General features: G+C 53.4%; 21 protein-coding genes and 3 pseudogenes. 14 read left to right on the top strand and 10 right to left on the bottom strand.

Annotated features, from left to right (window positions below; genetic code table 11):
- The first annotated feature begins 88 nt into the window (after positions 1-88).
- From dcp to ACMGG3_RS06105, 5 genes and pseudogenes are all read left to right on the top strand, one after another.
- Positions 89-2122: a peptidyl-dipeptidase Dcp gene (gene dcp / locus ACMGG3_RS06085; protein ID WP_414149690.1), complete on the top strand. Its 2034-nt coding sequence runs from the start codon at positions 89-91 to the stop codon at positions 2120-2122.
- Between the two features lie 85 nt (positions 2123-2207).
- A pseudogene (locus ACMGG3_RS06090) lies at positions 2208-2497 on the top strand (DUF4113 domain-containing protein); the annotation flags it as partial.
- A 124-nt stretch (positions 2498-2621) separates the two neighbouring features.
- Entirely contained in the window at positions 2622-3017 is a 396-nt protein-coding gene (locus tag ACMGG3_RS06095; protein WP_414149691.1) for a VOC family protein, read from the top strand.
- Between the two features lie 254 nt (positions 3018-3271).
- Positions 3272-3847, top strand: a complete 576-nt coding sequence (locus ACMGG3_RS06100; RefSeq protein ID WP_138013797.1) for a hypothetical protein — start codon at positions 3272-3274, stop codon at positions 3845-3847.
- A gap of 334 nt (positions 3848-4181) precedes the next feature.
- The gene (locus ACMGG3_RS06105; RefSeq protein ID WP_414149908.1) at positions 4182-4754 is read left to right on the top strand and encodes a site-specific integrase; all 573 of its coding nucleotides are present in this window, start codon (positions 4182-4184) and stop codon (positions 4752-4754) included.
- 162 nt (positions 4755-4916) lie between these two features.
- On the opposite strand, the gene ACMGG3_RS06110 is transcribed toward ACMGG3_RS06105, so the two are convergent.
- Entirely contained in the window at positions 4917-5663 is a 747-nt protein-coding gene (locus tag ACMGG3_RS06110) for an SDR family oxidoreductase (RefSeq protein ID WP_414149692.1), read from the bottom strand.
- 222 nt (positions 5664-5885) lie between these two features.
- Positions 5886-6010, bottom strand: a pseudogene (locus tag ACMGG3_RS06115) (LysR family transcriptional regulator); the annotation flags it as partial.
- Positions 6011-6235: 225 nt separating this feature from the next.
- Between ACMGG3_RS06115 and ACMGG3_RS06120 the strand changes: the two are divergent.
- The 3 genes and pseudogenes from ACMGG3_RS06120 to asd all read left to right on the top strand — a co-directional run bounded on the left by ACMGG3_RS06120 (position 6236) and on the right by asd (position 8273).
- Entirely contained in the window at positions 6236-6688 is a 453-nt protein-coding gene (locus ACMGG3_RS06120; protein WP_414149693.1) for a cyclophilin-like fold protein, read from the top strand.
- Between the two features lie 37 nt (positions 6689-6725).
- Positions 6726-6920 (top strand): annotated as a pseudogene (locus ACMGG3_RS06125) (M3 family metallopeptidase); the annotation flags it as partial.
- Positions 6921-7154: 234 nt separating this feature from the next.
- The gene (gene asd, locus ACMGG3_RS06130; protein WP_414149694.1) at positions 7155-8273 is read left to right on the top strand and encodes an aspartate-semialdehyde dehydrogenase; all 1119 of its coding nucleotides are present in this window, start codon (positions 7155-7157) and stop codon (positions 8271-8273) included.
- Between the two features lie 88 nt (positions 8274-8361).
- On the opposite strand, the gene iraP is transcribed toward asd, so the two are convergent.
- From iraP to ACMGG3_RS06145, 3 genes are all read right to left on the bottom strand, one after another.
- Positions 8362-8697: an anti-adapter protein IraP gene (gene iraP, locus ACMGG3_RS06135; protein ID WP_014169912.1), complete on the bottom strand. Its 336-nt coding sequence runs from the start codon at positions 8695-8697 to the stop codon at positions 8362-8364.
- A gap of 135 nt (positions 8698-8832) precedes the next feature.
- Complete coding sequence (locus ACMGG3_RS06140; protein WP_020884252.1) at positions 8833-9738, bottom strand: alpha/beta fold hydrolase; 906 nt, start codon at positions 9736-9738, stop codon at positions 8833-8835.
- A gap of 51 nt (positions 9739-9789) precedes the next feature.
- Positions 9790-10398 carry a TetR/AcrR family transcriptional regulator gene (locus ACMGG3_RS06145; RefSeq protein ID WP_414149695.1) on the bottom strand — a complete coding sequence of 203 codons (609 nt, stop codon included), beginning with the start codon at positions 10396-10398 and terminating at the stop codon, positions 9790-9792.
- Between the two features lie 219 nt (positions 10399-10617).
- On the opposite strand from ACMGG3_RS06145, the gene ACMGG3_RS06150 reads away from it, so the two are divergent.
- Entirely contained in the window at positions 10618-11814 is a 1197-nt protein-coding gene (locus ACMGG3_RS06150; RefSeq protein ID WP_078773997.1) for an MFS transporter, read from the top strand.
- Positions 11815-11850: 36 nt separating this feature from the next.
- Here the strand turns inward: ACMGG3_RS06150 and ACMGG3_RS06155 are convergent, their stop codons facing one another.
- Positions 11851-12840, bottom strand: a complete 990-nt coding sequence (locus ACMGG3_RS06155) for a 2-hydroxyacid dehydrogenase (RefSeq protein ID WP_014169916.1) — start codon at positions 12838-12840, stop codon at positions 11851-11853.
- A 210-nt stretch (positions 12841-13050) separates the two neighbouring features.
- Here ACMGG3_RS06155 and ACMGG3_RS06160 point away from each other — a divergent pair, with 210 nt between their 5' ends.
- Genes ACMGG3_RS06160 through ACMGG3_RS06170 form a run of 3 tightly spaced genes read left to right on the top strand, consistent with a single transcriptional unit; the run spans position 13051 to position 16203 of the window.
- Positions 13051-15690, top strand: coding sequence for a YdbH family protein (locus tag ACMGG3_RS06160; protein WP_410379382.1), 2640 nt, complete (start codon positions 13051-13053; stop codon positions 15688-15690).
- Entirely contained in the window at positions 15687-15878 is a 192-nt protein-coding gene (locus ACMGG3_RS06165) for a YnbE family lipoprotein (protein ID WP_414149696.1), read from the top strand. Before ACMGG3_RS06160 ends, ACMGG3_RS06165 begins: the two co-directional genes overlap by 4 nt.
- A 7-nt stretch (positions 15879-15885) precedes the next feature.
- Positions 15886-16203, top strand: coding sequence for a YdbL family protein (locus ACMGG3_RS06170; protein WP_014169919.1), 318 nt, complete (start codon positions 15886-15888; stop codon positions 16201-16203).
- Here the strand turns inward: ACMGG3_RS06170 and feaR are convergent, their stop codons facing one another.
- Entirely contained in the window at positions 16204-17112 is a 909-nt protein-coding gene (feaR, locus tag ACMGG3_RS06175; protein WP_014169920.1) for a transcriptional regulator FeaR, read from the bottom strand.
- Positions 17113-17353: 241 nt separating this feature from the next.
- On the opposite strand from feaR, the gene ACMGG3_RS06180 reads away from it, so the two are divergent.
- Entirely contained in the window at positions 17354-18853 is a 1500-nt protein-coding gene (locus ACMGG3_RS06180; RefSeq protein WP_014169921.1) for an aldehyde dehydrogenase family protein, read from the top strand.
- Between the two features lie 41 nt (positions 18854-18894).
- Here the strand turns inward: ACMGG3_RS06180 and ACMGG3_RS06185 are convergent, their stop codons facing one another.
- The 3 genes from ACMGG3_RS06185 to paaZ all read right to left on the bottom strand — a co-directional run bounded on the left by ACMGG3_RS06185 (position 18895) and on the right by paaZ (position 24732).
- Positions 18895-20001, bottom strand: a complete 1107-nt coding sequence (locus tag ACMGG3_RS06185; RefSeq protein ID WP_410379381.1) for a GGDEF domain-containing protein — start codon at positions 19999-20001, stop codon at positions 18895-18897.
- Between the two features lie 261 nt (positions 20002-20262).
- Positions 20263-22539 carry a primary-amine oxidase gene (gene tynA, locus ACMGG3_RS06190; RefSeq protein ID WP_414149697.1) on the bottom strand — a complete coding sequence of 759 codons (2277 nt, stop codon included), beginning with the start codon at positions 22537-22539 and terminating at the stop codon, positions 20263-20265.
- A 165-nt stretch (positions 22540-22704) separates the two neighbouring features.
- The gene (gene paaZ / locus ACMGG3_RS06195) at positions 22705-24732 is read right to left on the bottom strand and encodes a phenylacetic acid degradation bifunctional protein PaaZ (protein ID WP_414149698.1); all 2028 of its coding nucleotides are present in this window, start codon (positions 24730-24732) and stop codon (positions 22705-22707) included.
- A gap of 284 nt (positions 24733-25016) precedes the next feature.
- On the opposite strand from paaZ, the gene paaA reads away from it, so the two are divergent.
- Positions 25017-25946 carry a 1,2-phenylacetyl-CoA epoxidase subunit PaaA gene (gene paaA / locus ACMGG3_RS06200; RefSeq protein ID WP_014169925.1) on the top strand — a complete coding sequence of 310 codons (930 nt, stop codon included), beginning with the start codon at positions 25017-25019 and terminating at the stop codon, positions 25944-25946.
- Positions 25947-25949: the final 3 nt, after the last annotated feature.

A 25949-nucleotide genomic window follows, 5' to 3' on the forward strand; every position in this document is an offset into this window, starting at 1 on the left:
ATGCGTTAAGGCAACATTTGTATGACGGCATTGCAGGCAGTGGCGGCCTGGCCTACTCTGGGAAGATAACCGTACTCAGGAGTGAAAGATGTCGGCCACTAATCCCTTTTTTGAAAGCAGCCTGTTGCCTTATCAGGCACCCCGATTCGACGAAATCAACGACGGTCACTACCGCCCGGCATTCGATGAAGCGATACGCCAGAAGCGAGCCGAGATTGACGCGATTGTCGCGCAAACGGCCGCCCCCGATTTCAACAATACCGTGCTGGCGCTCGAAAAAAGTGGTGCCATGCTCTCGCGTGTCAGCAGCGTTTTCTTCGCCATGACCTCTGCGCACACCAATGATGACTTACAGGCGCTTGAAGAGCAGATCTCTACCGAGCTTGCTGCCCTGGCGAACGATATCTGGCTTAACGACACGCTGTTCTCTCGCGTGGAGAGCGTCTGGCAGGATTGTGCTGCGCTGGACGCCGAATCCCGTCGGCTGGCAGAAGAGACGTACCAGCACTTTGTGCTGGCCGGTGCGCGGCTGAATGATGCAGAAAAAGCGGAGCTGAAAGCGCTGAATACCGAGGCGGCTACCCTCACCAGCCAGTATAATCAGCGTCTGCTGGCCGCCACCAAAGCCGGTGGGCTGGTCGTGGATTATGCTCATCAGCTTGATGGACTCAGTCCTGACGAGATTGCGACGGCTGCCCATGCCGCCGCGGAGAAAGGGCTGAACGATCGCTGGTTGATTCCGCTGCTGAATACCACTCAACAACCCGCACTTTCCGCGCTGCGTGACCGTCAGACGCGGGAAAATTTGTTTAACGCGGGCTGGACGCGTACCCAGAAAGGGGATGAAAACGATACCCGGGCACTGATCCTGCGTCTCACCGCGTTGCGCGCGCGTCAGGCAAAATTGTTGGGGTTTGAGGACTACGCAAGCTGGAGTATCGCCGATCAAATGGCGAAAACACCTGCCGCCGCGTTGGCTTTTATGCGCGGAATTGTGCCCGCCGCACGCACCCGAGCGATGCTTGAGCAAGCCGATATCCAAAAAGTGATTGATGACGAGCAGGGCGGGTTCACCGTGCAGGCATGGGACTGGGCCTTTTATGCCGAGCGCGTGCGCCAGGCGAAATATGCCCTCGACGAGTCGCAAATTAAGCCGTACTTTGCGCTCAACACCGTGTTGCAGGATGGCGTATTCTGGGCTGCAAGCCAGCTGTTTGGCCTCCGCTTTGTCGAGCGTTTCGATATTCCGGTTTACCATCCTGATGTCCGCGTGTGGGAAATTTTCGACCACACCGGCGAAGGGATGGCGCTGTTCTATGGTGATTTCTTTGCCCGCGAATCGAAAGCCGGTGGGGCGTGGATGGGGAATTTCGTCGAGCAATCGTATGAGTTTGCCTCGCGCCCGGTTATCTACAATGTCTGCAACTATCAAAAACCGGCTAACGGTCAGACGGCGCTGATCTCCTGGGACGATGTGGTTACCCTGTTCCACGAGTTTGGTCATACGCTGCACGGTCTGTTTGCCAGCCAGCGCTACGCCTCCCTCTCCGGCACCAATACGCCGCGTGATTTTGTCGAGTTCCCATCGCAAATCAACGAGCACTGGGCGAGCCATCCGCAGGTGTTTGCCCACTATGCCCGCCACTATCAGACAGGAGAGCCGATGCCCGAGGCGCTGCGCGATAAAATGCTTAACGCGACGCAGTTTAATAAAGGTTATGACATGACCGAGCTGCTTAGCGCTGCGCTGCTGGATATGAACTGGCACGGCATCAGTGAACCCGTGGACGATGTAGACGCCTTTGAAGCGGCAGCACTGCACAAAGAGGGGCTGGATCTGCCCGCCGTTCCACCGCGCTATCGCAGCAGCTACTTCGCCCATATCTTCGGCGGCGGCTATGCGGCGGGGTATTACGCCTACCTGTGGACCCAGATGCTGGCAGACGATGGCTATCAGTGGTTTGTCGAGCAGGGTGGTTTGACTCGCGAAAACGGACAGAAATTCCGCGAGGCCATTTTGTCGCGCGGGAATAGTACTGATTTAGCTGAACTTTACCGCCAGTGGCGTGGGCACGATCCGAGGATTGAACCGATGCTGGAGAATCGTGGATTGAATGCTTAAGGGCTTTTTTAGTATGGGAACAGAACCGGGCGCGATGCCCGGTTTTTTTTGACCGATTTTTCTTCCCCAAAATCATTAACGCCGCATAAAGTGCCTGGATAAAATCTGGAAGGATGGCCATCGTTACCAGAAAGCCGGAATCATGTTGGGTGGCTTCTTCAGCCAGGGGGGGCCCAGCTCAACCTTTTCGATGAGAACGCACCGTATGCTGGCAGCGAAAAGTTGATTGGGGTGCTCGATCACCTGAATGCGAAAGACGGGAAAGGCACGCTTTACTTTGCAGGGCAGGGCATATAGCAGTATTGGCAGATGAAACGTGAAATGCTGTCGCCGAGATATACGACCAGATATTCAGATCTGCTAAGTGTCCGGTGATTTTCCCAATTTCCAGGGCCGTTATGTGCCAGAAGCGGACCTCTACGCATGACGACACATCACGACTGCATGTGTTAAAAAGATGTTACCTTTAGTTATGATTTAAGCTTTAACAGGAGTGGAAATGCGAACGCAGAAACGATGTATGGGATATGTTGCCATAGTGGTTGATGACTATGACCGGGCAATAGAATATTACACGGAAAAATTGGGGTTTATCCTAGTTGAGGACATCCCACAGCCAGGAAAACGCTGGGTAGTAGTTTCCCCAAACCCAGAAAGCGATTGCAATCTTCTTCTGGCACGAGTTTCCAATGAGAGGCAGGAAGATTTCATCGGCAACCAATGCGGCGGTAGGGTATTTCTTTTCCTCCAGACTGATGATTTCTGGCGCGACTACAACGTTATGAAATCAAAAGACGTAGAGTTTTCTGAAGAACCTCGTAACGAGGTATACGGTACAGTTGTCGTATTTGAGGATGTGTACGGCAACCGTTGGGATCTTTATCAGAACAAGTAAGACTAAAACTGTCTTCCGGCTACTTTGTCAGGATGTAGCCGGTAACTGTTGTTACGTCTTCTTTTCGCTCGAAGCAGACCCTTCACGCCAGAAGTAGACTTAAAAAGTACTTATTTGGAACTGATTATAAAGATCTATATTTTATATTTACGTATATAGCTCGCGCAAGCACTATATAAGCATAGAGAAATGCATGGCTTCTTGAAGTATGCTATTCTTACCTAAGTCATCCGAGATAAAGCAAGGATATTATAATGGCATTGCCGATTGAATACAGAAATGAAAGAGTAGAATATTTAGAGCAAGAAGCAAATAAATATCAAGCACATGAATTGTGGAACCTAACAAACGAGGATTTTACGCTCTTAGGTCAATATATACAGATGTATTGTTTTATAGAGCTAAATATGCATAGATTGTTTAATAAACTTGAGTCAACGGGAATTATTAAAACAAAACCAAAGGATAAGGTGAACATTCCATATATTTTAGGTAAGCTCATAGCGTTAGTGAGTGAAGACCTTATTGAGTCTTCTAAAGTTGATGAGGTTACAGGAAAACTACAAGAAATAAAATATCGCAGAGATTATAGAAATATCTTTGCACATTGGGCTGCAAAAAGAATACCTAATGAAGATGGAATGATTTTTTTTGCAAGTGATGCCCACGATTATAAAAAAGTTTTTGGAGGGAAAATTAATGCTGATATTGCTGCTTATGTTATTTTCGATGTGGCAGACATTCGTGGGTTAGTTGTACATCTCAGTAGCTATGAAGAATGGATAGCTCATTTTTATGCTGAGATCTACGAGAAGTATAGTAAACATTGATAGCTAAATTAATGTAAGCTCTTTCCTTTTTCTTTTTGAAAATTCTAGTTAATCCCCCTTTAAAAGACCTCGCTAAAGTTTTTGGCTTTCATTATCATTATTAGGCTGCACATAGTTGAAATGGAAAACTAAAAGTGAAACCATAAAAACCAAGTATTAATTTTTATACCAATTATTTTTATTACATTCAATATGGGATATTGTTGAACCGTAACCAATAAACCAGTTAAGTAAAACTTATGTCCACTCCTCGCTCATAAGGGACAACCATACTCAAATCTCCCACATTGCAGGAGATTTGAGTATGAACACGTAACCGTGGAACAAAGACTGTATCATTGGCCAAAAAAGACCACTTCAGATATCTCATATCTGGGGGATCCGAATCCGGCTTGAACTGGAAGGTAAAACGCGCGATTTAGCTCTGTTCAATATGGCCCTGGACAGTAAGCTTCGAGGCTGTGATCTGGTTAAACTCAAAGTATCTGATGTGGCATATGGTAGCTTGTTTTCAAGCAGAGCAACGGTGTTGCAACAGAAAACCGGTAGTCCTGTGCAATTTGAGATAACCAAAGGAACAAGAGAAGCTGTTGCTGCATTGATAAAACTTGGCAATTTGCACAGTAAAGACTTCTTGTTCCGGTCTCGGGTCGGAACTAATCAGCACATATCAACCCGACAATACAACCGAATCTTTCATGGGGGGGTAGAAAAGCTTGGTCTCGAAGATTCGCTTTACAGCACACATTCCATGAGAAGAACAAAACCTTACCTGATCTACAAGAAAACCAAGAATCTTCGGGTGATCCAACTTCTGTTGGGCCATAAGAAACTGGAAAGCACAGTCCGATATCTGGGCATTGAAGTAGATGATGCGTTAGAGATCTCTGAATCGATTGAAGTCTAAGGTTGTCAGGGCTGCAACAGCAGGCCTGTGCCAGAAGCGGACATTTCTCGCTGTTAGGTGCAGGAAAAATCGTGTTTTTAGGCTTAGGAAAAGGCATAGGGGTATGCCGAATCTGAAAGCCTAAATCCTGATAGTTTTCTCCAGTTGCCGCCACTAAACTAATTACAATTCCTGAGCCGTGGGTCTGAAAATAATTTCACTCACACCAACATCTTCTGGTTCATTAATTGCGAAGGCTACCATGCGTGCAAAGGTTTCTGCTGGCACGCCAACATTTTCAACGTAATCCTGGTTTGCAGCCTTAACATCTTTATCCGTTATATGCTCCAGCAGTTCTGTTTTAACAGCACCGGGGGAGACTAACGTGACGCGAATGTTATGCGCCGCCATTTCCTGGCGCAAACCGTCGGTTAATGCTCGAACAGCAAATTTTGTCGCCGAATAGACAGCAGAACTCTGGAAGATAAGGTGTGCAGCAACAGATGCGGTGTTAATGATATGACCTGTTTTTTGTGATTTCATATAAGGCAACACCGCAGCAATCCCGTGTAGAACCCCGCGCAGATTGACATCAATCATCTGATTCCATTCATCGACATTTCCCTGTTCAAGGCGGGAAAGTGGCATCAGGCCGGCATTATTGATAAGAACATCTACACGATCGAATTTGTTGACCGCAGTCTCAATGAGGTTGTTTACGTCATCAAGTTTCGTCACATCGGTTGCGACGGCGATGGCTTCTTTATTCTGCTTTTGGAGCTCACTCGCAATGGCCTCAATGCGGTCTATTCTCCGCGCAGCCATCACAACCTTTGCTCCTTTTTCAGCAAGATAACGTGCAGCCGCTTCACCCATACCGCTTGATGCGCCCGTGATTACAATTACTTTGCCTATGATGTTATCTGTCATTTTTACTATTCCTGATAGGAGATGGGCTGTTGTCACCACTATCAGACTGAGATCAGGTTCAATCTCTTCAGACTTCAGTGACACATTCCTGAACAGGGATAATCTTAGCAGTAGAGCATTAATTCGATAATGCGTATAAACTTATATTGATTATGAGTACAGCTCATTAATTGGAGTTAGGTTACGGGTAGTTCGTGTGAGCAGGGGGATCTGCAGCCGTTATTCCCGCGTCGATATTGCCTGGCTGAGAGCCGGTTGCGCCCCCCTGGTTGAGCCTCCGCACGGGTTAAACTCCCTTCGCGGGTGACGGTAATGAAATAAAGGAGGTCATTCAGATTACGTTTCATCAGTGAAATACTCACAAAACATAACTATAGCTTATAAGCCCATTAAGCAATCATTAGCTAGTCAGCATACATCTATCGTGTAGAATTTCCAGTAAGAGAGGAGTCCGGAGATAAGCATATGGTTCTGAACCCATTTGATAAATTGACTTCTTTTTCAAAGCTTATCTAAAATAATCATTGATGCTGCACCTGAAAGATGCAGCACATTTGCGGGAGAGAATCTGGATGAAAAAAATATTATTCTTGTTATTTATTATCATCGCGAGCTTTTTATTCCCGGTTCGTGCCAGTAATTCTTTGCAGCCAGGCAAGGAAGAAGCCGTGACCATTAAAATGACTATCAATCAGCAAACTTTTTATATTGAACTTAAGAATAATCCAGCCGCACAGGCATTTATTGAACAGCTTCCCCTGACTCTAACGATGGAGGAACTTAACGGGAACGAGAAATTTGCTGATCTGCCCCGTCCCTTACCGACCCACCAGGTCAAACCTGGAACCATTAATCAGGGCGATCTCATGTTATATGGCCATCGTACCCTGGTACTTTTTTATGAGACCTTTCAGACAAACTACGGATACACACCCGTTGGCAGAATAATAGCGCCAGAAAATCTTGGTAAAATTGCAGATGAAAAAGAAGTAATAGCAAGGTTTACCACAGATAAAAAAGGTTGATCTGTATTATCAAACACTGAATCTGGATTACCTATAGACGCAAATGCTGGCAGACGATGGCTATCAGTGGCTTGTCGAGCAGGGTGGTTTGACCCGCGAAAACGGACAGACATTCCGCGAGGTGATTCTGTCGCGCGGGAGCAGTAGTGATTGAGCTGAACTTTACCGGAACTGGCGCGGCCGCGATCCGAGGATTGAACCGATGCTGGAGAATCGCGGGTTGAGTGCGTAGCGCTGATTCAGATTAGTCACAAAACCGGGCGTGAGGCCCGGTTTTTGTTTGATTATGTCTTACCCACAATTTTAATTATTTATGCCGTGTAAAAGGTATAAATATTGCTGATGCCGTATGAAACATTTTAATAATGGCCGAATGTGATGCAATTCGTAATGACCATTAATGTGGGATGAGATATAACATGTTTTGAAAAATTAACATTCTCATAACGTCATTAAGGTTAAGCAAATGAAGCAGGTTGGTATTGTTGGTTGGCGAGGAATGGTGGGCTCTGTTTTGTTACAAAGAATGGTCGAAGAGAACGACTTCGACAATATTTCCGCGCATTTTTACAGTACTTCCAGTGCAGGTGCCGCTGGTCCCGTCATTGGTGGCGTCAACCACACACTCAAAGATGCTAATTCTATTAGTGCCCTGGCCGAAATGGATATCATCATAACCTGTCAGGGCGGGGATTATACCAAAGCAATTTATCCTAAGTTGATTAGCCATGGCTGGCAAGGCTACTGGATTGATGCGGCCTCAGCGCTACGGATGGATGAAAAAGCCTGCATTATTCTCGACCCGGTTAACCGCAAAAATATCGATCGTGCCATCAAAGAGGGAATTAAACTTTTTGTTGGGGGCAACTGTTCCATTACGCTGAGTCTTATGGGACTGTCAGGGTTAATTAAAGCTGACCTGATAGAATGGATGAGTGTGATGACCTATCAGTCTGCATCCGGAGCGGGTGCTAAATATGTCCGGGAATTAATTGCTCAAAGCGCTTATATCAGTAAACATTTATCTTCTGATGAGCTGGAATCCTCAGGTTCAGTGCTTCCTTTAGTCAATAAAGTGAGTGAATTAATTAACAGTGCTAACATGCCCATCCAGAATTTCGGCGCGCCTTTAATGGGCAGTATTATTCCATGGATTGACAGCGATTTAGGGGATGGTAATAGCAGAGAAGAATGGAAGGGTGAGGCAGAAACGAACAAAATTCTTGGTCTCTCTCCGGGTACGATTGCAGTAAATGGCTTGTGTATTCGGGTCGGTGTGATCCGTTGCCATAGTGCTGCAATAACCCTGAAGCTCAAGCGTGAAGTCAGCGAAGAAGAATTTGCAGAGCTTGTGACGCATTCCCATCCATGGGTTAACTATGTGCCCAATAATAAGGATGACAGTGTCAGTAAATTGACTCCCGCTAACATTAGCGGTTCGCTGCAGGTGGGCATTGGCCGTTACAAGAAAATGTCGCTTAACAATGACCCTATTTACTCGGTTCTGACGGTCGGCGATCAGCTGTTGTGGGGCGCTGCGGAACCCTTGCGACGGATGTTGAATATTCTGCTTGGTAAAGTCTAATCACGCTCACACGGTCATGGCGCGCTGCGCGTAAGGCGTGGGTTTAACGAGAAGCTGGAGACTGAACTCCAGCCTCTAGGAATGGGTTTCAATCTGAGGCCGTTTCGCCTGGGGCTTCCTTTAACGACTCGATACTTATCTCTGAGTCATTAGTTTCGAGTAGCTGGGTTAATAAAATCAGGTTATTGAATTCGTTCAGTAACATTTCAGCGTCGGATTTGAGCGGCGTATCTGCTGCTTCAAGCGCCGCGTTGATCGCTTTTCTGACATTCTCGAGCATTTCGTTCATACCGCCATTTTTACCAATGGTCAGTAACAACGCGCCTATCAACAAAGACTGTGCTTCTACTTTGGCCGCCAGCTCTTTAGCTTCAGCGTCCATTTTGGAAATTTTTGCGATAACACTGAGTATCAAGTTTTTCATAATGCCCCCTTATTTTCTTTGCGAGATTAACTCCTTAATAAATTTTGAGCGAGGTTTATTTTATGGCGACAGCAATTGTCTTTGTTGATGAAGCAGGGCACGGTGCCAGCAGTGATCAACACCGTGCGCTTCCTGTTAACGGAAGAAGTCTGCCAGGGCCTCACTCAGGGCCTGAGGTTGTTCATCCGGAATGAAATGACCGCAATGAGCAAGCGTAATGCCACTCACCGTCTCTGCAAACTGGCGAAGCGGGGCAGCCATATCGGCAATCGAACCCTGATCGGCACTGACGGCCAGCAGCGGCACCCGAAGTTTTTGCGTTTCAGCCAGCGTCCGGTTCTGAACAGCGGAGACCGCCGCTTCTCTGTAAGGGGCCAGCCCGGCACGCAGCGCGCCGTTTTGCTGCATCAGGCGGACATATCGGGCGATATCCGCATCGCTAAAGGCCATCGGACTGGCGGTTTTTCGCCGCAGGAACCATTCGAGGTAAATCTCTTCACGCCCGCTAATTAAGGCTTCCGGCAGGTCGGGGAGAAGATGAAACGCGAAGTGCCAGGTTTTCCAGGCTTTTTCTGGCGTCGCGGGCAGGGCGTCCGGCAAAGTAATACCCGGGATACCGGCATCAAGCAGAGCCAGCTTGATTACCTGCTGTTCATAACGCAGGGCATACGGCCAGGCAACCCATGCACCTACATCGTGGGCGGCCAGGTAATGTCTTGTGATCCCAAGTGTCTGCACCAGCCCAAAAACCGAACTGGCAAGCGTAAGGGTATCGTAGCCAGACTGTGGCTTATCGGAGTCGCCCTGGCCCGGGAGGTCGAGTGCGATGATATCGTAACGATCGGCTAAAAGAGCCATCACCTTATGCCAGGCAAACCCGCTTTGCGGGAAGCCTGCAAGCAGCACGATTGTTTCACCTTGCGTCTGTCCGCCTCTGACATAGTGCAGACGAACCCCATCGACCGTTGAGTAATAGTGCGCAAAACCGGGCAAGCCCGCGACAGGCTGCGACCACGGAAGGGGGATTGAATTCTCAGACATTATTACCTCCAGCTATTTAGGAAATGATCATTTCCTTTATGGATAAATTTTTTAGGCGAGTAGCGCCATCACCGTCTCTACCAGCCGTTCGCGTGCCGGTAATTCTCCGGCTTTGCCCGCCACACGCATGCCCAGGACCAGGCACAGCAGAACGCCGCTCAATGCCTGCGCGTCGTGTCGCGAATTAACTGAACCGTCCTGCATACCCTGTTCAATCAGCTGGAGGATCGCGTGCTGATTTCGTGCAAGCGCGCTCTGCACCAGCCCGGCAATTTCGCCGTCAAACTGGCTGAGTTCAAGGGTGCTGCCGACCACCAGGCAGCCGCGGCGCCCTTCGACAGCGCTGGCCGATTCAAGATAAAAGTTCAGCAGCTCGGCTATTTTGGCCCGGCCATCAGGTTGTCGCGCCAGACGCTCGCACAACGATTGATTGCGCAGGGAGGTATAACGCGCGAATACCTGCAGGAACAGGCCACGTTTATCGTGAAAGGCTTTATAAATACTGCCCGCAGTGAGCTGCATCGCGTCGCTCAGGTCACTTATCGACGCGCTGTGGTAACCCTTTTCTCTGAATACCGGCATTGCCAGATCCAGGGCCGCATCGAGATCAAATTGCCGCGGACGTCCGCGTTCGCGTGCGTTCTGTAGCTTCTCAGACATTGTGCTCATCATTTAGGAAACAATCGATTCCTAAATACTCCCATAAATGGGCGTATCTGGAAAGCGTGAAGTTCTATAAAAAGAGTTTGCCGCGGCAGAAGAGTTGAGAGGTCATTTTAGCTTCAACACGCTCCGGTATACTGCATCGTGATTTTAACAGGGCGTCGAACGTACAGGCCGTCGCTAACAGAGCCAGCCAATATGCAAAAGGCAGGAAGTATGTCTCTTCGTTCACTGCGGGCGTTGTGCCTGACAAGTTTTTTCATTGCTGATGTTCGCGATGGCCTCGGGCCCTTTCTCGGCATCTTCCTGACGGAACGTCACTGGACCCCGGATGATATCGGCATCCTGATGACCGCCGGGGGGCTGGCGGGATTACTGGCAACGCTGCCGGCGGGATTTATTACGGATACCTCCCGTAATAAGCGTTCGGTTCTGGCACTGCTTTGTATCGCCATTACGCTGAGTACGCTGCTGCTCTGGTTTAGTCAGCAGAGCGGCGTCGTCGCCGTCTCGCAAATTATCACCGGTATCTGCGCGGCGTTTGTGGGGCCACTGATTGCGGGTATTACGCTGGGTCTGACGGGCCCGAGCGGGTTTAGCGCGCAGATGGGGAAGAACGAGGCGTTCAACCACGCCGGCAATTTCCTGACGGCGGTGATTGCGGGCGGCATTGCCTGGTTCTGGGGCGTCGGGGGCATTTTCCTGCTGATGACCTGTACGACGCTTCTGACGTTGTGCGCGCTGCTTGCCATTCGTCATACAGATATCGACAACGATGCGGCGCGGGGGCTGACCTCTTCAGACCGTCAACCGGTCCCCGGCGTCGCGGTGCTGATTAAAAACCGGGCGCTGTTGATAACCGGGCTGACGCTGCTGCTGTTCCATCTGGCCAATGCCGCACTGCTGCCGATGCTGAGCATGAGGGTTGCTGCGGCACCGGCAACCATCAATCCCGGATTATTTGCGGCGGCCACCGTCATCATTTCTCAGGCGGTGATGATCCCCGTTGCCATTGGGGTGGCAGGTCGAATTGAGCGCTACGGTTACTGGCGTTTCATCATGCTGGCCCTGCTGATCATGCCCGTTCGCGCGGCACTGGCAGCCTCCACAGACGCCCCGTTGATGATGATCCCGGTACAAATTCTTGATGGTCTGGCCGCGGGGATCCTGGGCGTTGTCGTGCCGTCGTTTATCGTGGTGCTGTTGCGCGGGAGTGGGCACGTGAATGCCGGGCAGAGTGTGGTCATGCTGATGCAGGGTGTCGGGGCAGCAATGAGCCCGGCGTTAACCGGCACAATTGCCGGTCATTACTCTTTTGCGACGGCCTTTAGTGTGCTCAGCGCCATTGCGCTGCTGGCTGTCCTGCTCTGGTGGCGCTTTGCTCACCGGCGCTGGACACCAGACCGGGCGTAGCTGGCCGGGCAGGGCAGCTACACCCGGCACACGGGTTTACACGATAGCGTTAGGGCACTCTTCACCCTTTTCCAGTTGCTGCAAGTTCCCCAGCGTGGTTTCTGAAATGCTGATCAGCGCTTCGGCAGTCAGAAACGCCTGGTGTCCGGTGAACAGGACGTTATGGCAGGCAGACAGACGGCGGAATACGTCGTCCTGGATCACGTCATTAGATTTGTCTTCAAAGAACAGATCGCGCTCATTCTCATACACGTCCATCCCCAGCGCGCCAATCTTCTGGGTCTTCAGCGCTTCAATAGCGGCCTGGGAATCAATCAACCCGCCGCGGCTGGTGTTGATGATCATCACGCCATCTTTCATTTGGTCAAACGCCGCCTGGTTGAGCAGGTGGTAGTTTTCCGGCGTCAGCGGGCAGTGCAGGGAGATAACGTCAGACTGTGAAAACAGCGTCGGCAGGTCGACATATTCCACGCCCAGATCCAGCGCGGCAGCGCTTGGGTACGGATCAAACGCCAGCAGACGCATACCAAACCCTTTCAGAATGCGCAGGGCGGCGACGCCAATCTTACCGGTACCGATAACGCCCGCGGTTTTACCGTACATGGTAAAGCCGGTCAGCCCTTCCAGAGAGAAGTTGGCGTCACGGGTACGCTGATAAGCGCGGTGAATACGACGGTTCAGCGACATCATCATACCGATGGCATGTTCCGCGACCGCTTCCGGAGAATATGCCGGGACGCGGACCACCTTCAGCCCCAGCTCCTTTGCGGCATCAAGATCCACGTTGTTGAAGCCAGCGCAGCGCAGGGCGATATATTTCACGCCCTGTTTTTTCAACTCTTCCAGCACCGGACGGCTGCCATCATCATTCACAAAAATGCAAACGCCTTCACAGCCGTGCGCCGTTTTGGCGGTTTTTTCGGACAGCAGAAAGTCGAAAAATTCAAGCTCAAACCCGTAAGCCTCGTTAACATGTTGCAGATACTTTTTGTCGTACTGCTTTGTGCTATATACCGCGAGTTTCATAAGACTTTCTCCAGTGATTTTGCATTCACGTTAGCATGATTAAAATTATCTTACAATTTCTGAAATATTATTGAATTCAATAAGTTCTATCAATTATTTTAGAGCATCTATCCTTAAATTTAGCATTCTCTTCAACTGACTGGCTAAACATGCGACAATGATCGGCACTGTCGGCTTAATTCTTTTGCTAAATCAGGATATTAACTGCCCATGAGGGGTACATACAAAGCCGCAATCGCGCTCTTACTGCTGTTCATTCTGGTGCCGCTGACGCTGCTGATGACCCTTGCCCAGTGGGTACCAACCCTTGCCGGGATCTGGCTTCCTGTCGGGACACGCATCGCCTTTGAACAAAGTCCCAGACTCACGCGTCATGCCCTGATCATCCCCGATCTTCGCTATCTTGTGGATGACTGCGAAATTGCCCGAGTCGATAATGCGACCCTGTCGCACCCCAGCCGCTGGAAACTGGATGTCGGCGCGCTCGAACTGAACTCCGTTTGCCTCAATAAAATTCCCCAGTCCGCACCGTCCACGGTCGCGCCCAAAACGCTGGCGCAGTGGCAGGCGGTGTTACCGAATACCTGGCTTACTGTCCATCGTCTGACGCTCTCGCCCTGGCAGCAGTGGCAGGGAGAACTTCAGGCGTCGCTGACGCCCGCGCGTCAGGAGATTGCCTACAAAGGTGAGCAGGTCAGCATTAAAGGGATGCTCCGCGGTCAGACCCTCTCTGTCACCCAGTTCGATGTACAACTTCCCGACCAGCCACAGCCGATAAAACTGGTGGGACAATTCACCCTGCCGCTGGTGCCGGACGGCGTGCCGGTTAAAGGCCATGCGGTTGCGACCTTTAACGTGCCACAGTTAACCTCGCTGGTCGATGCCGATCTCGACTGGGAAGCCAATCAGGGGCAACTGGTGGTTATGGCGCGGGATAACCCCGATCCGCTGCTCGATCTGCCGTGGCAAATAACCGCGGAACAGCTGAATATCAGTGACGGACGCTGGAACTGGAACCTTTCCGGCATGCCGCTGAGCGGGCGCGTTGGCCTTCGTGTCGATAACTGGCAGGCGGGGCTTGAGAAAGCGACCCTGACCGGGCGTCTGAATGTGCTCACTCAAGGGGATGCGGGGAAGGGCAACGCGGTGCTGAATATCGGACCGGGCAGGCTCAGTATGGAACAAAGCGACATGCCGCTTCATCTGAGCGGCGAGGCGAAACATAACGACCTGGTGCTCTATGCCAGACTGCCGGCAAAACTGACCGGAAGCCTGTATGAACCGCAGCTCTCCTTTGAGCCGGGCGCGCTGCTGCGCTCACGAGGTCGCATTATCGATTCACTGGATATTGATGAAATTCGCTGGCCGCTGGCGGGCGTCAGGCTGACCCAAAAGGGTGTCGATGGACGCCTGCAGGCCATTCTGCGGGCGCACGAGAACGAGATGGGTGATTTTGAACTGCATCTGGATGGCCAGGCCAGTGACTTTTTACCCGACAACGGCCTGTGGCAGTGGCGCTACTGGGGCAAAGGGGGCTTCACCCCAATGAATGCGCGCTGGGATGTTGCCGGAAAAGGCGAATGGCGCGACAAACTTATTGAGCTGACCGCGCTTTCAACCGGTTTCGACCAGCTCAAGTACGGTGCCATGGAGGTCAGTAAACCCCGTCTGGTGCTGGATAACCCGGTGCGCTGGTATCGTGATCCTGACAAGCCGACGTTCAGCGGAGCGCTGTCGCTGAATGCCGGGCAAACCCGTTTCAGCGGCGGCAGCGTATTGCCGCCGTCGGTGCTGACCTTCAGCGTAGACGGAACAGACCCGACACTGTTCCAGTTCAAAGGCGACCTGCATGCTGATGCTATCGGACCGGTACAGGTGAACGGACGCTGGGACGGGGAACGCCTTCGCGGGCAGGCCTGGTGGCCGAAACAATCCCTCACCGTGTTCCAGCCGTTGATCCCGCCAGACTGGAAAATGACGCTGCGTGACGGCGAACTGTATGCACAGGTGGCCTTCTCGGCCGCCGCGGGTCAGGGCTTTGAGGCGGGCGGTCACGGCGTGCTGAAAGCCGGTAGCGCCTGGATGCCAGACAACCAGATCAACGGCGTCGACTTTGTCCTGCCGTTCCGGTTTAGTGAGGGCACCTGGTCGCTGGGAACGCGCGGCCCGGTAACCTTGCGGATTGGCGAGGTGGTAAACCTGGTGACCGCGCGGAATATCACGGCGGACCTGCAGGGTGACTACCCCTGGAGTGAGGCGAACCCGCTTCTGCTCACCAATGTGAAGGTGGAAACCCTCGGCGGAAAAATCACCATGCAGCAGTTGAGGATGCCGCAACACGATCCGGCGCTGTTGCGGGTAGACAATATCTCCTCCAGCGAGCTGATCAGTGCCGTTAATCCGAAGCAGTTTGCGATGTCTGGCCCGGTGAGCGGGGCGCTGCCGTTCTGGCTGGACAATGAAAAATGGATCATCAAAGATGGCTGGCTGACCAACCCCGGCCCGATGACGCTGCGTATCGATAAAGACACGGCGGACGCTATCGTAAAAGATAATATGGTGGCGGGCGCCGCAATTAACTGGCTGCGCTATATGGAAATTTCTCGCTCGTGGACAAGAATCAATTTAGATAATCTGGGTGAATTAACCATGCAGGCGACCCTTAAGGGAACCAGCCGGGTAGAGGGTAAAAGCAGCTACGTTAATCTGAACTATACCCATGAAGAGAATGTCTTTACCCTCTGGCGTAGCCTGCGTTTTGGAGACAACCTGCAAACCTGGTTTGAGCAACACGCGGCAATACCTGGTATCCGCAGTTCGACTGGCAAGGAAAGTGAGGAACAACGATGAAAAAGATGGCTGGTGTGCTCACCGTTGCCGTTGCCGCGCTACTGACCGGCTGTACGCCGCGCATTGAAGTCGCCGCGCCGAAGGAGCCGATTATCATCAATATGAATGTCAAAATCGAACATGAGATCCACATCAAGGTCGATAAAGACGTTGAAACCCTGCTGAAATCGCGCAGCGATCTGTTCTGAGGATGCCATGAAACGATTAGCTCTGATGTTACTGGCGCTCGGCATGAACGTGCAGGCGGCAACGCTGACCTTAAATGACGCCCGGACGCAGGGGCGCGTGGGGGAAACCCTGAGCGGTTATCTTGCACCAATCAAACAGGATGCGGAAACCCTGGCGCTGGTCAATCGCATTAACGCCGCGCGCACGGAAAGCTATCAGAAGCTGGCTGACAGCAACAATCTGCCGGTGGACGAAGTAGCGAAAATGGCAGGGCAAAAGCTGGTTGCCCGCGCCCAGCCGGGCGAGTACGTGAAAGGCATCAACGGGAAATGGCTGAAGAAGTAGTTAGCGAAAGCGCTTACGATATTCGCCAGGCGAGACGCCAAAACGTTGCTTAAAAGCGGTTGAAAAATGGCTGTGGTCGGAAAAGCCCCAGCTGTAGCCAATGCCCGCCAGCTTTTCATCATCGCTGGCGGAGCGCAACACTTGTGCGCACAGGTCGAGACGGCGGTTTTTAATGTACTGGGCGACCACCAGCCCCTTATCAGCAAACATGCGGTAGAGGCTTCGCACCGACATCCCGCTCTGTGCGGCAATCCATTCCGGTCGCAGTGATTCAGACTGAATATGATCGTCAATCAATGACAGCACATTGCGGAACAGGCGTTCTTTACGTGGCTGAGCCACGTCGCGCTGCTGGAACGCGGGCCGAAGCAGACAGATCATCGCTTCCAGCGCCGCTTCACTCTCCCGGTCACTCAGATCGGCATTCCCCATACTTTCCATCAGCAGGTGGTGGCTTAACTGAACGGTGGGCAGCGTGCGCGAAAGGGTGAGCGCGCAGCTTACCTCCTGAAAACGACACTGTTGCTCAATAATCTGGCGCGGAACCAGCAGCGAAATCTGGCGGGATTTTTCATGCCAGGCAATGGAGCACGGGCGGGAAGCATCAAGCAGCGTGATATCGCCGGTCTTCAGCACCGCGCGGCGGTCGTCCTGTTCAATCTCCGCGCTGCCCTCCAGCTGAAATACGGTGTAGAACCAGGCATCGTTACTGTCGTTAATCTCATGGCGGGAGCGGAACAGGTTAACGCCACCTGCGGTTACGGTGCTTAACTTCAGGCTACGGGCATAGCTGGTTTCCAGCTCGCCGACGAATTCCCCCTCCAGCGGGCGCGCATTAAAACGCCCGCAGACCTGGTTAATTTGTGCCAGCCACTGTTGATACTGTTCCTCTTCGCTTGCACACGCCATCGCTTATCTCGCTGCACCGTCAATGTTTTTGCATTGTTGCATTTGTGTTGCATTTTGTCAGAGCTATGAGGCTGACTATAGGAAAGAACACTCACCGGTAACAGCGTTATAAGACGGAATTATCACGATTTGCGGAGCCTGTCACAGGTGGCAAAGCGAATGTCACAGAGACAAAAGCGAGAATCCAAAACCCCTCTTAGACTGCATTAACACCCTGCGAATAAAAACGAAGGAGTACCCTATGTCTGAATCACAGGTAGCCGTTCAGCCTGCCGTACAGCAGTTTTTAGACCGACATCATGGCCTGTGGATTGAAGGGCGTCAGGCCGCGTCGGACAGTGAAAAGCGGCTCAATGTCTATAATCCGGCTACGGGCGACGTCATCGCCTCCACCGCCGATGCCAGCGTTGATGATGTCGACCGCGCCGTGATGTCCGGCTGGCGTGCATTTGTTGCCCGTAGCTGGGCCGGAAAATTACCGGCAGAGCGTGAGCGTATCCTGCTGCATTTCGCCGATCTGGTTGAGCAGCACAGCGAAGAGCTGGCCCAGCTTGAGACGCTGGAGCAGGGGAAATCCATTCATATCTCCCGCGCCTTTGAAGTGGGCTGCACCCTGAACTGGATGCGCTATACCGCAGGGCTTACCACGAAAATTGCCGGTAAAACCCTCGACCTCTCCATCCCCTTACCGCAGGGGGCCCGCTATCAGGCGTGGACGCGCAAAGAGCCGGTTGGCGTGGTGGCCGGGATTGTGCCGTGGAACTTCCCGCTGATGATCGGGATGTGGAAAGTCATGCCTGCGCTGGCGGCGGGGTGTTCCATTGTCATTAAGCCTTCAGAAACCACGCCGCTCACCATGCTGCGCGTGGCGGAACTGGCAAGTGAAGCGGGCATCCCCGACGGGGTGTTTAATGTGGTCACGGGAAGCGGTGCGGTGTGCGGTGCCGCGCTGACCTCACATCCGCATATTGCCAAAGTGAGCTTTACTGGCTCAACGGCGACAGGCAAGCAAATTGCCCGCGCGGCGGCGGATACGCTCACGGGGGTGACGCTGGAGCTGGGGGGTAAAAACCCGGCTATCGTGCTGAAAGATGCTGACCCGGCCTGGGTAATTGAAGGCCTAATGACCGGCAGCTTCCTGAATCAGGGGCAGGTTTGTGCGGCGAGCTCCCGTATCTATATTGAAGCGCCGCTGTTTGACACGCTGGTCAGCGGGTTTGAACAGGCGGTGAAATCCCTGAGCGTCGGGCCGGGCATGTCGCCGGAGGCGTTCATCAACCCGCTGGTCTCCCGCGCGCACTGCGATAAAGTGCAGACTTTCCTCGACGAGGCAAAATCGCGCAATGCGGAGTTGATCACCGGTAACAGGGGGCCGGATGGCAAAGGTTATTACGTGTCGCCGACGCTGGTGGTGAACCCGGATGCCGCGCTGCGACTCACCCGCGAAGAAGTGTTCGGCCCGGTGGTCAACCTGGTGCGCGTCGCGGATGGCGAAGAAGCGCTGGCGCTGGCCAACGACACCGAATACGGGTTAACGGCCAGCGTCTGGACGCAAAATATCAGCAAGGCGCTGGAATACACCGACCGGCTGCAGGCGGGAACCGTCTGGGTGAACAGCCATACGCTGATCGACGCCAACCTGCCGTTTGGTGGCATGAAGCAGTCCGGCACCGGGCGCGATTTCGGCCCGGACTGGCTGGATGGCTGGTGTGAAACCAAATCGGTTTGTGTGCGATATTAAAACAAAGCGTGTCGGGCTGGCGCAACGGCCACCCGACACGGCTATCGTGACCAGCGGTCCCGTCCGGCCGCTTTCGCCCGGTACAGCGCCTCATCGGCGCGGGCGATAATCTCCGTCCCCGCCAGACCCTCTGCCATTCCTGCAATGCCCATGCTTACGGTGACGTGATCGCTGACTTTTGAGGTATCGTGCGCTATTGCCTCCGCGCGCAGGCCGTCCTGAATACGCATGGCAACTTTTTCGGCTGTGTTTTCCGGGCAATCAAAGAGGATCACCACAAACTCTTCACCGCCGTAGCGAGACACGACATCGTCAGGTGTTCGCACCGACTGCCGGAGTACCTGCGCCACGCGGGTCAAACATTCGTCACCGGCCTGATGACCATAGGTGTCGTTGTAAAGTTTGAAATAATCTATATCCAGCATAATCAGCGAGAAGGCTTTTTTCTGCTCAACGGCATTCTCCAGTACCACTTCCATCTTGCGACGGTTGGCGGTCTGGGTTAACGGATCCTGATGCGCCAGCGCTTCCAGCCGCGAAATCAACAGCTGGTTTTGCTGGTTACGTCGCCAGGCTTCATCAAACCAGCTTATCAGGATGAAACGCCCGCAGAGCAAAATCAGCGTAAAGACGGTCCAGACGGCGGCAAAGTGAAGGTTGACACCATCATTGAGTACCCAGCTTGCGACCGGTAGCGTGACCCAGAGCGGGATCACGAAGGAGAGTAACCCATGGGGGTAAAAGTAGAGCGCCGTCAACCCGGCGAGTAACAGAATCGCGCACAGGGGCCAGACGTGAGGCAGCAACAGATCGGTGATAAACCAGAAACAGGATATCGACCAGATGACGCTACAGAAAAAGAGCACCACGCTGATGCCGGCAATACGTCGCCAGGCCATGATGATTAACGCAGCTGACAGAATAATAATGCCGAACATCGAGGCATCGATAAACTTCAGCAGAGGAAGCGACCGGAGGTAGAGGGGGTCGTCGGGCTTAAGCGAGACGTGGCGCAGCAGGATCATCACGGCGAAGCTGATGTTGACGAATGCCAGCCACGGCAGGTTCATCGCCAGCCCGTGCATGACCATCGCCTGACGCGTCGGCCAGGCAGCCCGCTCTGGCGTCGTTTTTTTTCTTTTTTCCATAAATGCTCTTTATCCTTTTCTGGGAGCAAGTGAGACAGGAACGGGCGGAGGAACCGTCCGAACATATCGCCGTTACGGTGTCACAATATTAAACCATAAGAGCTAACCCATACAGCCAAGTATGGCATCGCGTTGGGCGCTGTCACGACGGAACTTAAGACTAGCCGGCAGAAGGTGTTAAAGAATGGCTGGAGTAAGATAACGATAAGCAGGACGAGACAGTCAGCAAATAAAAAACCGGGCATTACGCCCGGTCTGTTTTTATTTCTGCTCGTCTTTTTTCCTGCCGAGTGTCGGCGTTTCGTCGAAGAAGTTCCACGGTTTGAGCAGGGTATGCACCCATTCCGTTGGCATGATTGGCCACTCTTCGGCGCGCGCGACGTGGGTTGTGCCGGTGGTCATCCAGACGACGTCATCCTGATCGTTTAGCGACTCGTTATCTTTGCTGTATTTGCCAAGCCCCGTATCGTGGGTTGAGCGGTTTGGGAATTTGCCCTCCGGGTACATCTCATCCGGATGGTAACGCGTCACCCACAGCTGTTTATCCATAAAGCTCAGGCGGTGATAGATCCACTCGTCCGGGGCGAACTTCGCGCCGGTCGCCACCGGGTGCGTCCCCCCGGCGTAAGGGATTATCTGATACGAAATTGGGTTCCCCATGCGGTTCTCTTTGCTGGTGTTGCTCAGCAGACGAATGGTGCCCGGGTCAAATTTCTGCGCCGCCTGCTGCTCGGTATCAATAGCGTACTGATTGATCTGCATGGTGCTGGTTCGCGGGCCGCCAGCGGTGTTCGGTTTCACTTGTGGATCCATTGCCACCAGCGTGTTGTTGATGCCATCCACATCCATATCGAGACGGAAGTTATAGATGTGCTGGTGGGTGGTCCCGACGATGTTGTGATCAATTAATGTGCCGTATCGGGTATCGTCTTTGGCAGTAGGGTCATGCATCGTTTTCGCCTGTACGCCTTTCACCGCCTCAATCCCCGTTGCACCGGCATCAATCCCGATGGTGCCATTTTCGTGGAATACCCAGTCGAAAATGTAGTCGTAGTTGCCAACGGTGCTCACCCAGCGAACCACCAGCTCGCGCCGCTCGGTACTGACGTTAGGCTGACCCATCTCCTGGTGTTTATATTCCGGTCCTGCGTAGCGTTCAAAAATGGCGATGGCGCGGGGGATCTCCATCGGCGCACCGGTGTAATCGGCAATGGTTTCATTGAGCATCACGGCGTTGGACGGCACGTCTTTGCCGCGCACCAGCGGAGAGGTCAGGGTGCCCATGCCGTAATCGCCGGAATCCAGATAGGCTTTGAAGTACCAGCCCACGTCAGGGTCACCGTAAGGGACGATCATCCCGCCCAGGGAGCCCTGATACATAATCTGGCGTTTTTTGCCGTTGTCATTGTAAGTGACGGTCGAAATCATTGGGCCCATGCGGGAATCCAGACTCAGATGGAAATCCCAGTTCTGCCAGTGAATCATATCGCCGGTAATGGTGTAGTTTTTGCCTTCCGGCTCAATGATGTCGAGCGGCTTTTTCGGCGTGTTAATGCGGTCACGTCCATCATACGGACGCGGCGTCATCGGCACCGGCACAACGGCACCTTCTTCAATCTTCTGGATCTTCTTCTGCTCAAGGTCGACCACTGCCACCAGGTTCTCAATCGGGTGCGCCCAGTAGTTGCCGTCGCCCACGTCCAGATAGCTCACCACTTTCAGCAGCCGGTCTTCCTGTTTCAGGCCATCTTTGCCGTCGAAATAGCCGACGGTCAGTGGCGTGGTGATCACTTTCTTCGTATCGGTAATGCCGCGCTTTTTCAGAATCTCGGCAAACTCTGCACTCTCGTTGATGATCTGCTGAACGGTCGCAAAATCATCCAGCAGCACCATGCCGTGGGCATCTTTAATGGCGTCCCAGCGCAGGATCTTTTTATCCTTCAGGTCCACCAGACTTTCAATAACGTGTTTCCCGTCCAGCATGGTGATGTTCGCCTGGCGGGGAGAGTCCACCGCCGTGCCGTTGAGCACAAAGTCCCACACTTTGGCTTTCTCGGGTTCGGCCAGGGCTATCTGGGTAAAGCGGGTGTTCGGTTTAAAATCCGCAGAGCCTTTCACAATCTCTACGGCTTGCTTAATTTCGTCAGCCGTTAGCGCATTTAACGGGTGAGGGCGTTTTTCAACCTGGAAGGTCTGGTCGAGACCAGACTGGAATACGTCGTTGATGAAGGTCTCGGAGATGAACGCTTTTTTGCCTTTCATGACCACCGGCACCTGCAGCGTGAGGGTTTTGCCGTTCACAATAGCGGTTTTCGCGCCGGGCTTGACCTTCACATATGCCCCGTCCTTCGCAAGGGTAAACATCTGTGCGTAATCATCCCACTGCACATCGGCGCCAAACGCCTGCAGCGTTTTGTCCATCGGGACCATATGCGCCTCACTGCCGTGTGCGAAAACAGGTGATTGCCAGGCGCAACACAGCGCAACGGCCATAGCCAGTGCCGTTCTACGGGCAGAAAAAGAAGAATTGCTTCCCATCGTAGACCTCATCTTGTTGTGTTTATTGTGTTGTGACAGCCTTATCCTGACAGGCGCCCGAGAAAAGCGTTTGCCTGCATCTGCCAGGTTATTTGTTGGTCTTGCCAGGTTAAAAAAAGACCGGGGCAATATCACACCCCGGTCAACGTGCGAGTGAGGAACGTGTCAGAAGTCGCCGTGCTGGCGCGCCACCAGCGTCAGGATGGAGTAGAGCGCGACCGCCTGCTGGTGCTGGTTAAAGATCTCAACGGCCCATTCGACCACGCCGGTTGGCTTCTCATCGGCGGTCCGTTGTTTCTTGAGCGTTTTACGTTTACAGGTGAGGCGCACCTGAATGGTATCGCCCGGCTTAACCGGTTCGATAAAGCGCAGGTTTTCCATGCCGTAGTTGGCAATCACCGGCCCAACGCCGGCATCAACAAACAGACCCGCCGCGGCAGAGATCAGGAAGTAACCGTGTACCACCCGTTCGCCAAAGATGGATTCTGCCGCGCCGATTTTGTCCATATGGGCGTAGAAGTGATCGCCGCTCAGGCAGGCAAAGTTAACGATATCGGCTTCCGTCAGGGTGCGGCGCGGGGTCAGCAGGCTGTCGCCCGGCTGCAGTTCTTCAAAGTATTTCCGGAACGGATGAACGCGATCTTCATGAACCGCAGCACCCCGTACCCACTGTTTGCCGATGGCGGCAAGCATGGTCGGGCTGCCCTGAATGGCGGTGCGCTGCAGATAGTGCTTCACCGCACGCAGTCCTCCCAGCTCTTCACCGCCACCTGCGCGGCCAGGACCGCCGTGCACCAGCTGCGGCAGCGGAGAGCCGTGTCCGGTGGACTCCCTGGCGGATTCGGCGTTAAGGATCTGAATTCGTCCGTGCGCCCGCGCCGCGCCGGCAATAAACTGGCGGGCGATAGCCGGGTCGGCGGTGACCAGCGTACCGGCCAGACTCCCGCCACCCGCCCGTGCCAGCTGCATCGCGTGGTCTGAATTGCGGGAGGGCATCAGCGTGGCGACCGGCCCGAAGGCTTCGGTGCAATGCACTGCGGGGGTTTCATCTGGCTGTGGGCAGAAAAGCAGCGTCGGCGGGAAGAATGCCCCCGCAGCCTTTCCGCCGAGTCTGACCTGGCAACCCGCCGCAATCAACAGATCGACTTTCTCCTGCACGTCCGCGCGTTGCTCGCCGTTCACCAGCGCGCCCATCTTCACCCCGTCCTCTGCCGGGTCGCCGACGACCACGTTTTGCAGCCGCGCGATCAGCGCCTGGCTGACGGCATCCATCCGATCCTGAGGCACAATTATGCGGCGGATGGCGGTACATTTTTGCCCTGCCTTGGCGGTCATTTCGCGTACCACTTCGCGAATAAACAGCGCGAATTCTGGCTGTTCCGGCGTCACATCCTCACCCAGAACGCAGCAGTTGAGGGAGTCGGCTTCCATGGTAAAGGGAATGGAGTTCGCCACGATATTCGGGTGAATGCGCAGGCTCTGGCCGGTGCTGGCGGAGCCGGTAAAGGTCACCACATCCTGGCTGTCGAGATGATTCAGCAGATCGCCCGCGCCGCCGCAGACAAGGCTGATAGCGCCGTCCGGCACCAGACCGCTCTCCACAATCGCTTTCACCATCGCCTGCGCGACCTGCGCGGTGGCGGTGGCGGGTTTGATAATGGCAGGCATCCCCGCAAGCCAGGTGGGCGCCAGTTTTTCCAGCATTCCCCAGCACGGGAAATTAAAGGCGTTGATATGGACCGCCACGCCCGATTTTGACGTCAGTACGTGACGCGCAGCAAAGCCGCCTTCCTTCGACAACGGGATCAGCTCATCTTCCGGCCAGAGTGTGTCATCAGGCAGCTCGCGGCTCCCGAGGCTGGCATAGGTGAACAGCGTCCCGATCCCACCCTCAATATCCACCCAGCTGTCCGCTCGGGTCGCCCCGGTCTGGGCAGACAGGGCATAGAACGTCTCTTTCTCACTAAGCAGATGTTTCGCCACCGCCTTCAGCATGGCGGCACGGTCGATAAAGGTCATGGCGCGCAGGGCTTCGCCGCCACGCGCGATCGCATAGCGACGTGCATCCGCCATGTCCAGCCCTTCGCTGGTCACGGACCACAGCGCTTCGCCACTGATGGCGTGATGGATAGTACGTTCGCGGCCCCGGCCAGACTGCCAGGCACCGGACAAGAAGCTGGCTAACTGCTGCATCGCTTATCTCCAAGTGTTACGTAATTTCACTATCAATAGTTTAATCATGAATCATAAAAAGCAAGCTGAGTTTTAATGAATTGTTAACATTGTGATCCAGCGTAATGAAGTGGAAGGCCGGAAGCCCTGTTGTGCAGGCCTTATGCAAAAAGCCTTGCGAGCACCATCACAAAATGGGGAAACATTTCTTGGGGTTATATTTAACCTTTGTGTAACTTTTAAGAAATGAAGTGATTCAGCATTTCACTTTAAGTGGTAAATAATCGAATCATAAAGGTGATGACGTGACGCAAGAACAACGCTTTGAGCAGCGCATAGCGCAGGAGACGGCGATTGAGCCTCAGGACTGGATGCCTGATGCCTATCGTAAGACGTTGATCCGCCAGATTGGTCAGCACGCGCACTCCGAAATTGTCGGCATGCTGCCGGAAGGAAACTGGATCACCCGCGCGCCGACGCTGCGCCGCAAAGCGATCCTGCTGGCGAAAGTGCAGGACGAAGCCGGGCACGGTTTGTACCTCTACAGCGCGGCCGAGACGCTGGGCTGCGCGCGGGAAGACATCTACCAGAAGATGCTCGACGGCAAGATGAAATACTCCTCCATTTTCAACTACCCGACCCTGAGCTGGGCGGATATCGGGGTGATCGGCTGGCTGGTGGACGGTGCGGCGATCGTCAACCAGGTGGCGCTCTGCCGTACCTCATATGGCCCCTATGCCCGCGCGATGGTGAAAATCTGTAAAGAAGAGAGTTTCCACCAGCGTCAGGGCTTTGAAGCCTGTATGGCGCTTGCGCAGGGGAGTGACGCCCAACGCCAGATGCTGCAGGACGCCATTAACCGCTTCTGGTGGCCCGCTCTGATGATGTTCGGCCCAAACGATGACAACTCGCCGAACAGCGCCCGCAGCCTCGCCTGGAAAATCAAACGCTTCGGCAATGACGAACTTCGCCAGCGCTTTGTCGACAACACGGTTCCGCAGGTAGAAATGCTGGGTATGACGGTTCCGGATCCTGACCTGCGTTTTGACGAAGAGAGCGGTCACTACCGCTTTGGCGAGATCGACTGGCACGAGTTTGATGAGGTCATTAACGGGCGCGGTATCTGTAACCACGAACGTCTGGCTGCCAAACGTAAAGCCTGGGAAGACGGGGCGTGGGTGCGTGAAGCCGCACTGGCGCACGCGGAAAAACAACACGCCCGCAAAGTGGCTTAAGAG

It is taken from the genome of Enterobacter sp. BNK-18 (genome assembly GCF_047456135.1).
Lineage (GTDB): Bacteria > Pseudomonadota > Gammaproteobacteria > Enterobacterales > Enterobacteriaceae > Enterobacter > Enterobacter ludwigii.

Excerpts from the sequence above, each read along its gene's own strand:
- dcp (WP_414149690.1), top strand. The coding sequence starts at position 89 with ATGTCGGCCACTAATCCCTTTTTTGAAAGCAGCCTGTTGCCTTATCAG.
- ACMGG3_RS06095 (WP_414149691.1), top strand. The coding sequence starts at position 2,622 with ATGCGAACGCAGAAACGATGTATGGGATATGTTGCCATAGTGGTTGAT.
- ACMGG3_RS06100 (WP_138013797.1), top strand. The coding sequence starts at position 3,272 with ATGGCATTGCCGATTGAATACAGAAATGAAAGAGTAGAATATTTAGAG.
- ACMGG3_RS06110 (WP_414149692.1), bottom strand. The coding sequence starts at position 5,663 with ATGACAGATAACATCATAGGCAAAGTAATTGTAATCACGGGCGCATCA.
- ACMGG3_RS06120 (WP_414149693.1), top strand. The coding sequence starts at position 6,236 with ATGAAAAAAATATTATTCTTGTTATTTATTATCATCGCGAGCTTTTTA.
- asd (WP_414149694.1), top strand. The coding sequence starts at position 7,155 with ATGAAGCAGGTTGGTATTGTTGGTTGGCGAGGAATGGTGGGCTCTGTT.
- iraP (WP_014169912.1), bottom strand. The coding sequence starts at position 8,697 with ATGAAAAACTTGATACTCAGTGTTATCGCAAAAATTTCCAAAATGGAC.
- ACMGG3_RS06140 (WP_020884252.1), bottom strand. The coding sequence starts at position 9,738 with ATGTCTGAGAATTCAATCCCCCTTCCGTGGTCGCAGCCTGTCGCGGGC.
- ACMGG3_RS06145 (WP_414149695.1), bottom strand. The coding sequence starts at position 10,398 with ATGTCTGAGAAGCTACAGAACGCACGCGAACGCGGACGTCCGCGGCAA.
- ACMGG3_RS06150 (WP_078773997.1), top strand. The coding sequence starts at position 10,618 with ATGTCTCTTCGTTCACTGCGGGCGTTGTGCCTGACAAGTTTTTTCATT.
- ACMGG3_RS06155 (WP_014169916.1), bottom strand. The coding sequence starts at position 12,840 with ATGAAACTCGCGGTATATAGCACAAAGCAGTACGACAAAAAGTATCTG.
- ACMGG3_RS06160 (WP_410379382.1), top strand. The coding sequence starts at position 13,051 with ATGAGGGGTACATACAAAGCCGCAATCGCGCTCTTACTGCTGTTCATT.
- ACMGG3_RS06165 (WP_414149696.1), top strand. The coding sequence starts at position 15,687 with ATGAAAAAGATGGCTGGTGTGCTCACCGTTGCCGTTGCCGCGCTACTG.
- ACMGG3_RS06170 (WP_014169919.1), top strand. The coding sequence starts at position 15,886 with ATGAAACGATTAGCTCTGATGTTACTGGCGCTCGGCATGAACGTGCAG.
- feaR (WP_014169920.1), bottom strand. The coding sequence starts at position 17,112 with ATGGCGTGTGCAAGCGAAGAGGAACAGTATCAACAGTGGCTGGCACAA.
- ACMGG3_RS06180 (WP_014169921.1), top strand. The coding sequence starts at position 17,354 with ATGTCTGAATCACAGGTAGCCGTTCAGCCTGCCGTACAGCAGTTTTTA.
- ACMGG3_RS06185 (WP_410379381.1), bottom strand. The coding sequence starts at position 20,001 with ATGGAAAAAAGAAAAAAAACGACGCCAGAGCGGGCTGCCTGGCCGACG.
- tynA (WP_414149697.1), bottom strand. The coding sequence starts at position 22,539 with ATGGGAAGCAATTCTTCTTTTTCTGCCCGTAGAACGGCACTGGCTATG.
- paaZ (WP_414149698.1), bottom strand. The coding sequence starts at position 24,732 with ATGCAGCAGTTAGCCAGCTTCTTGTCCGGTGCCTGGCAGTCTGGCCGG.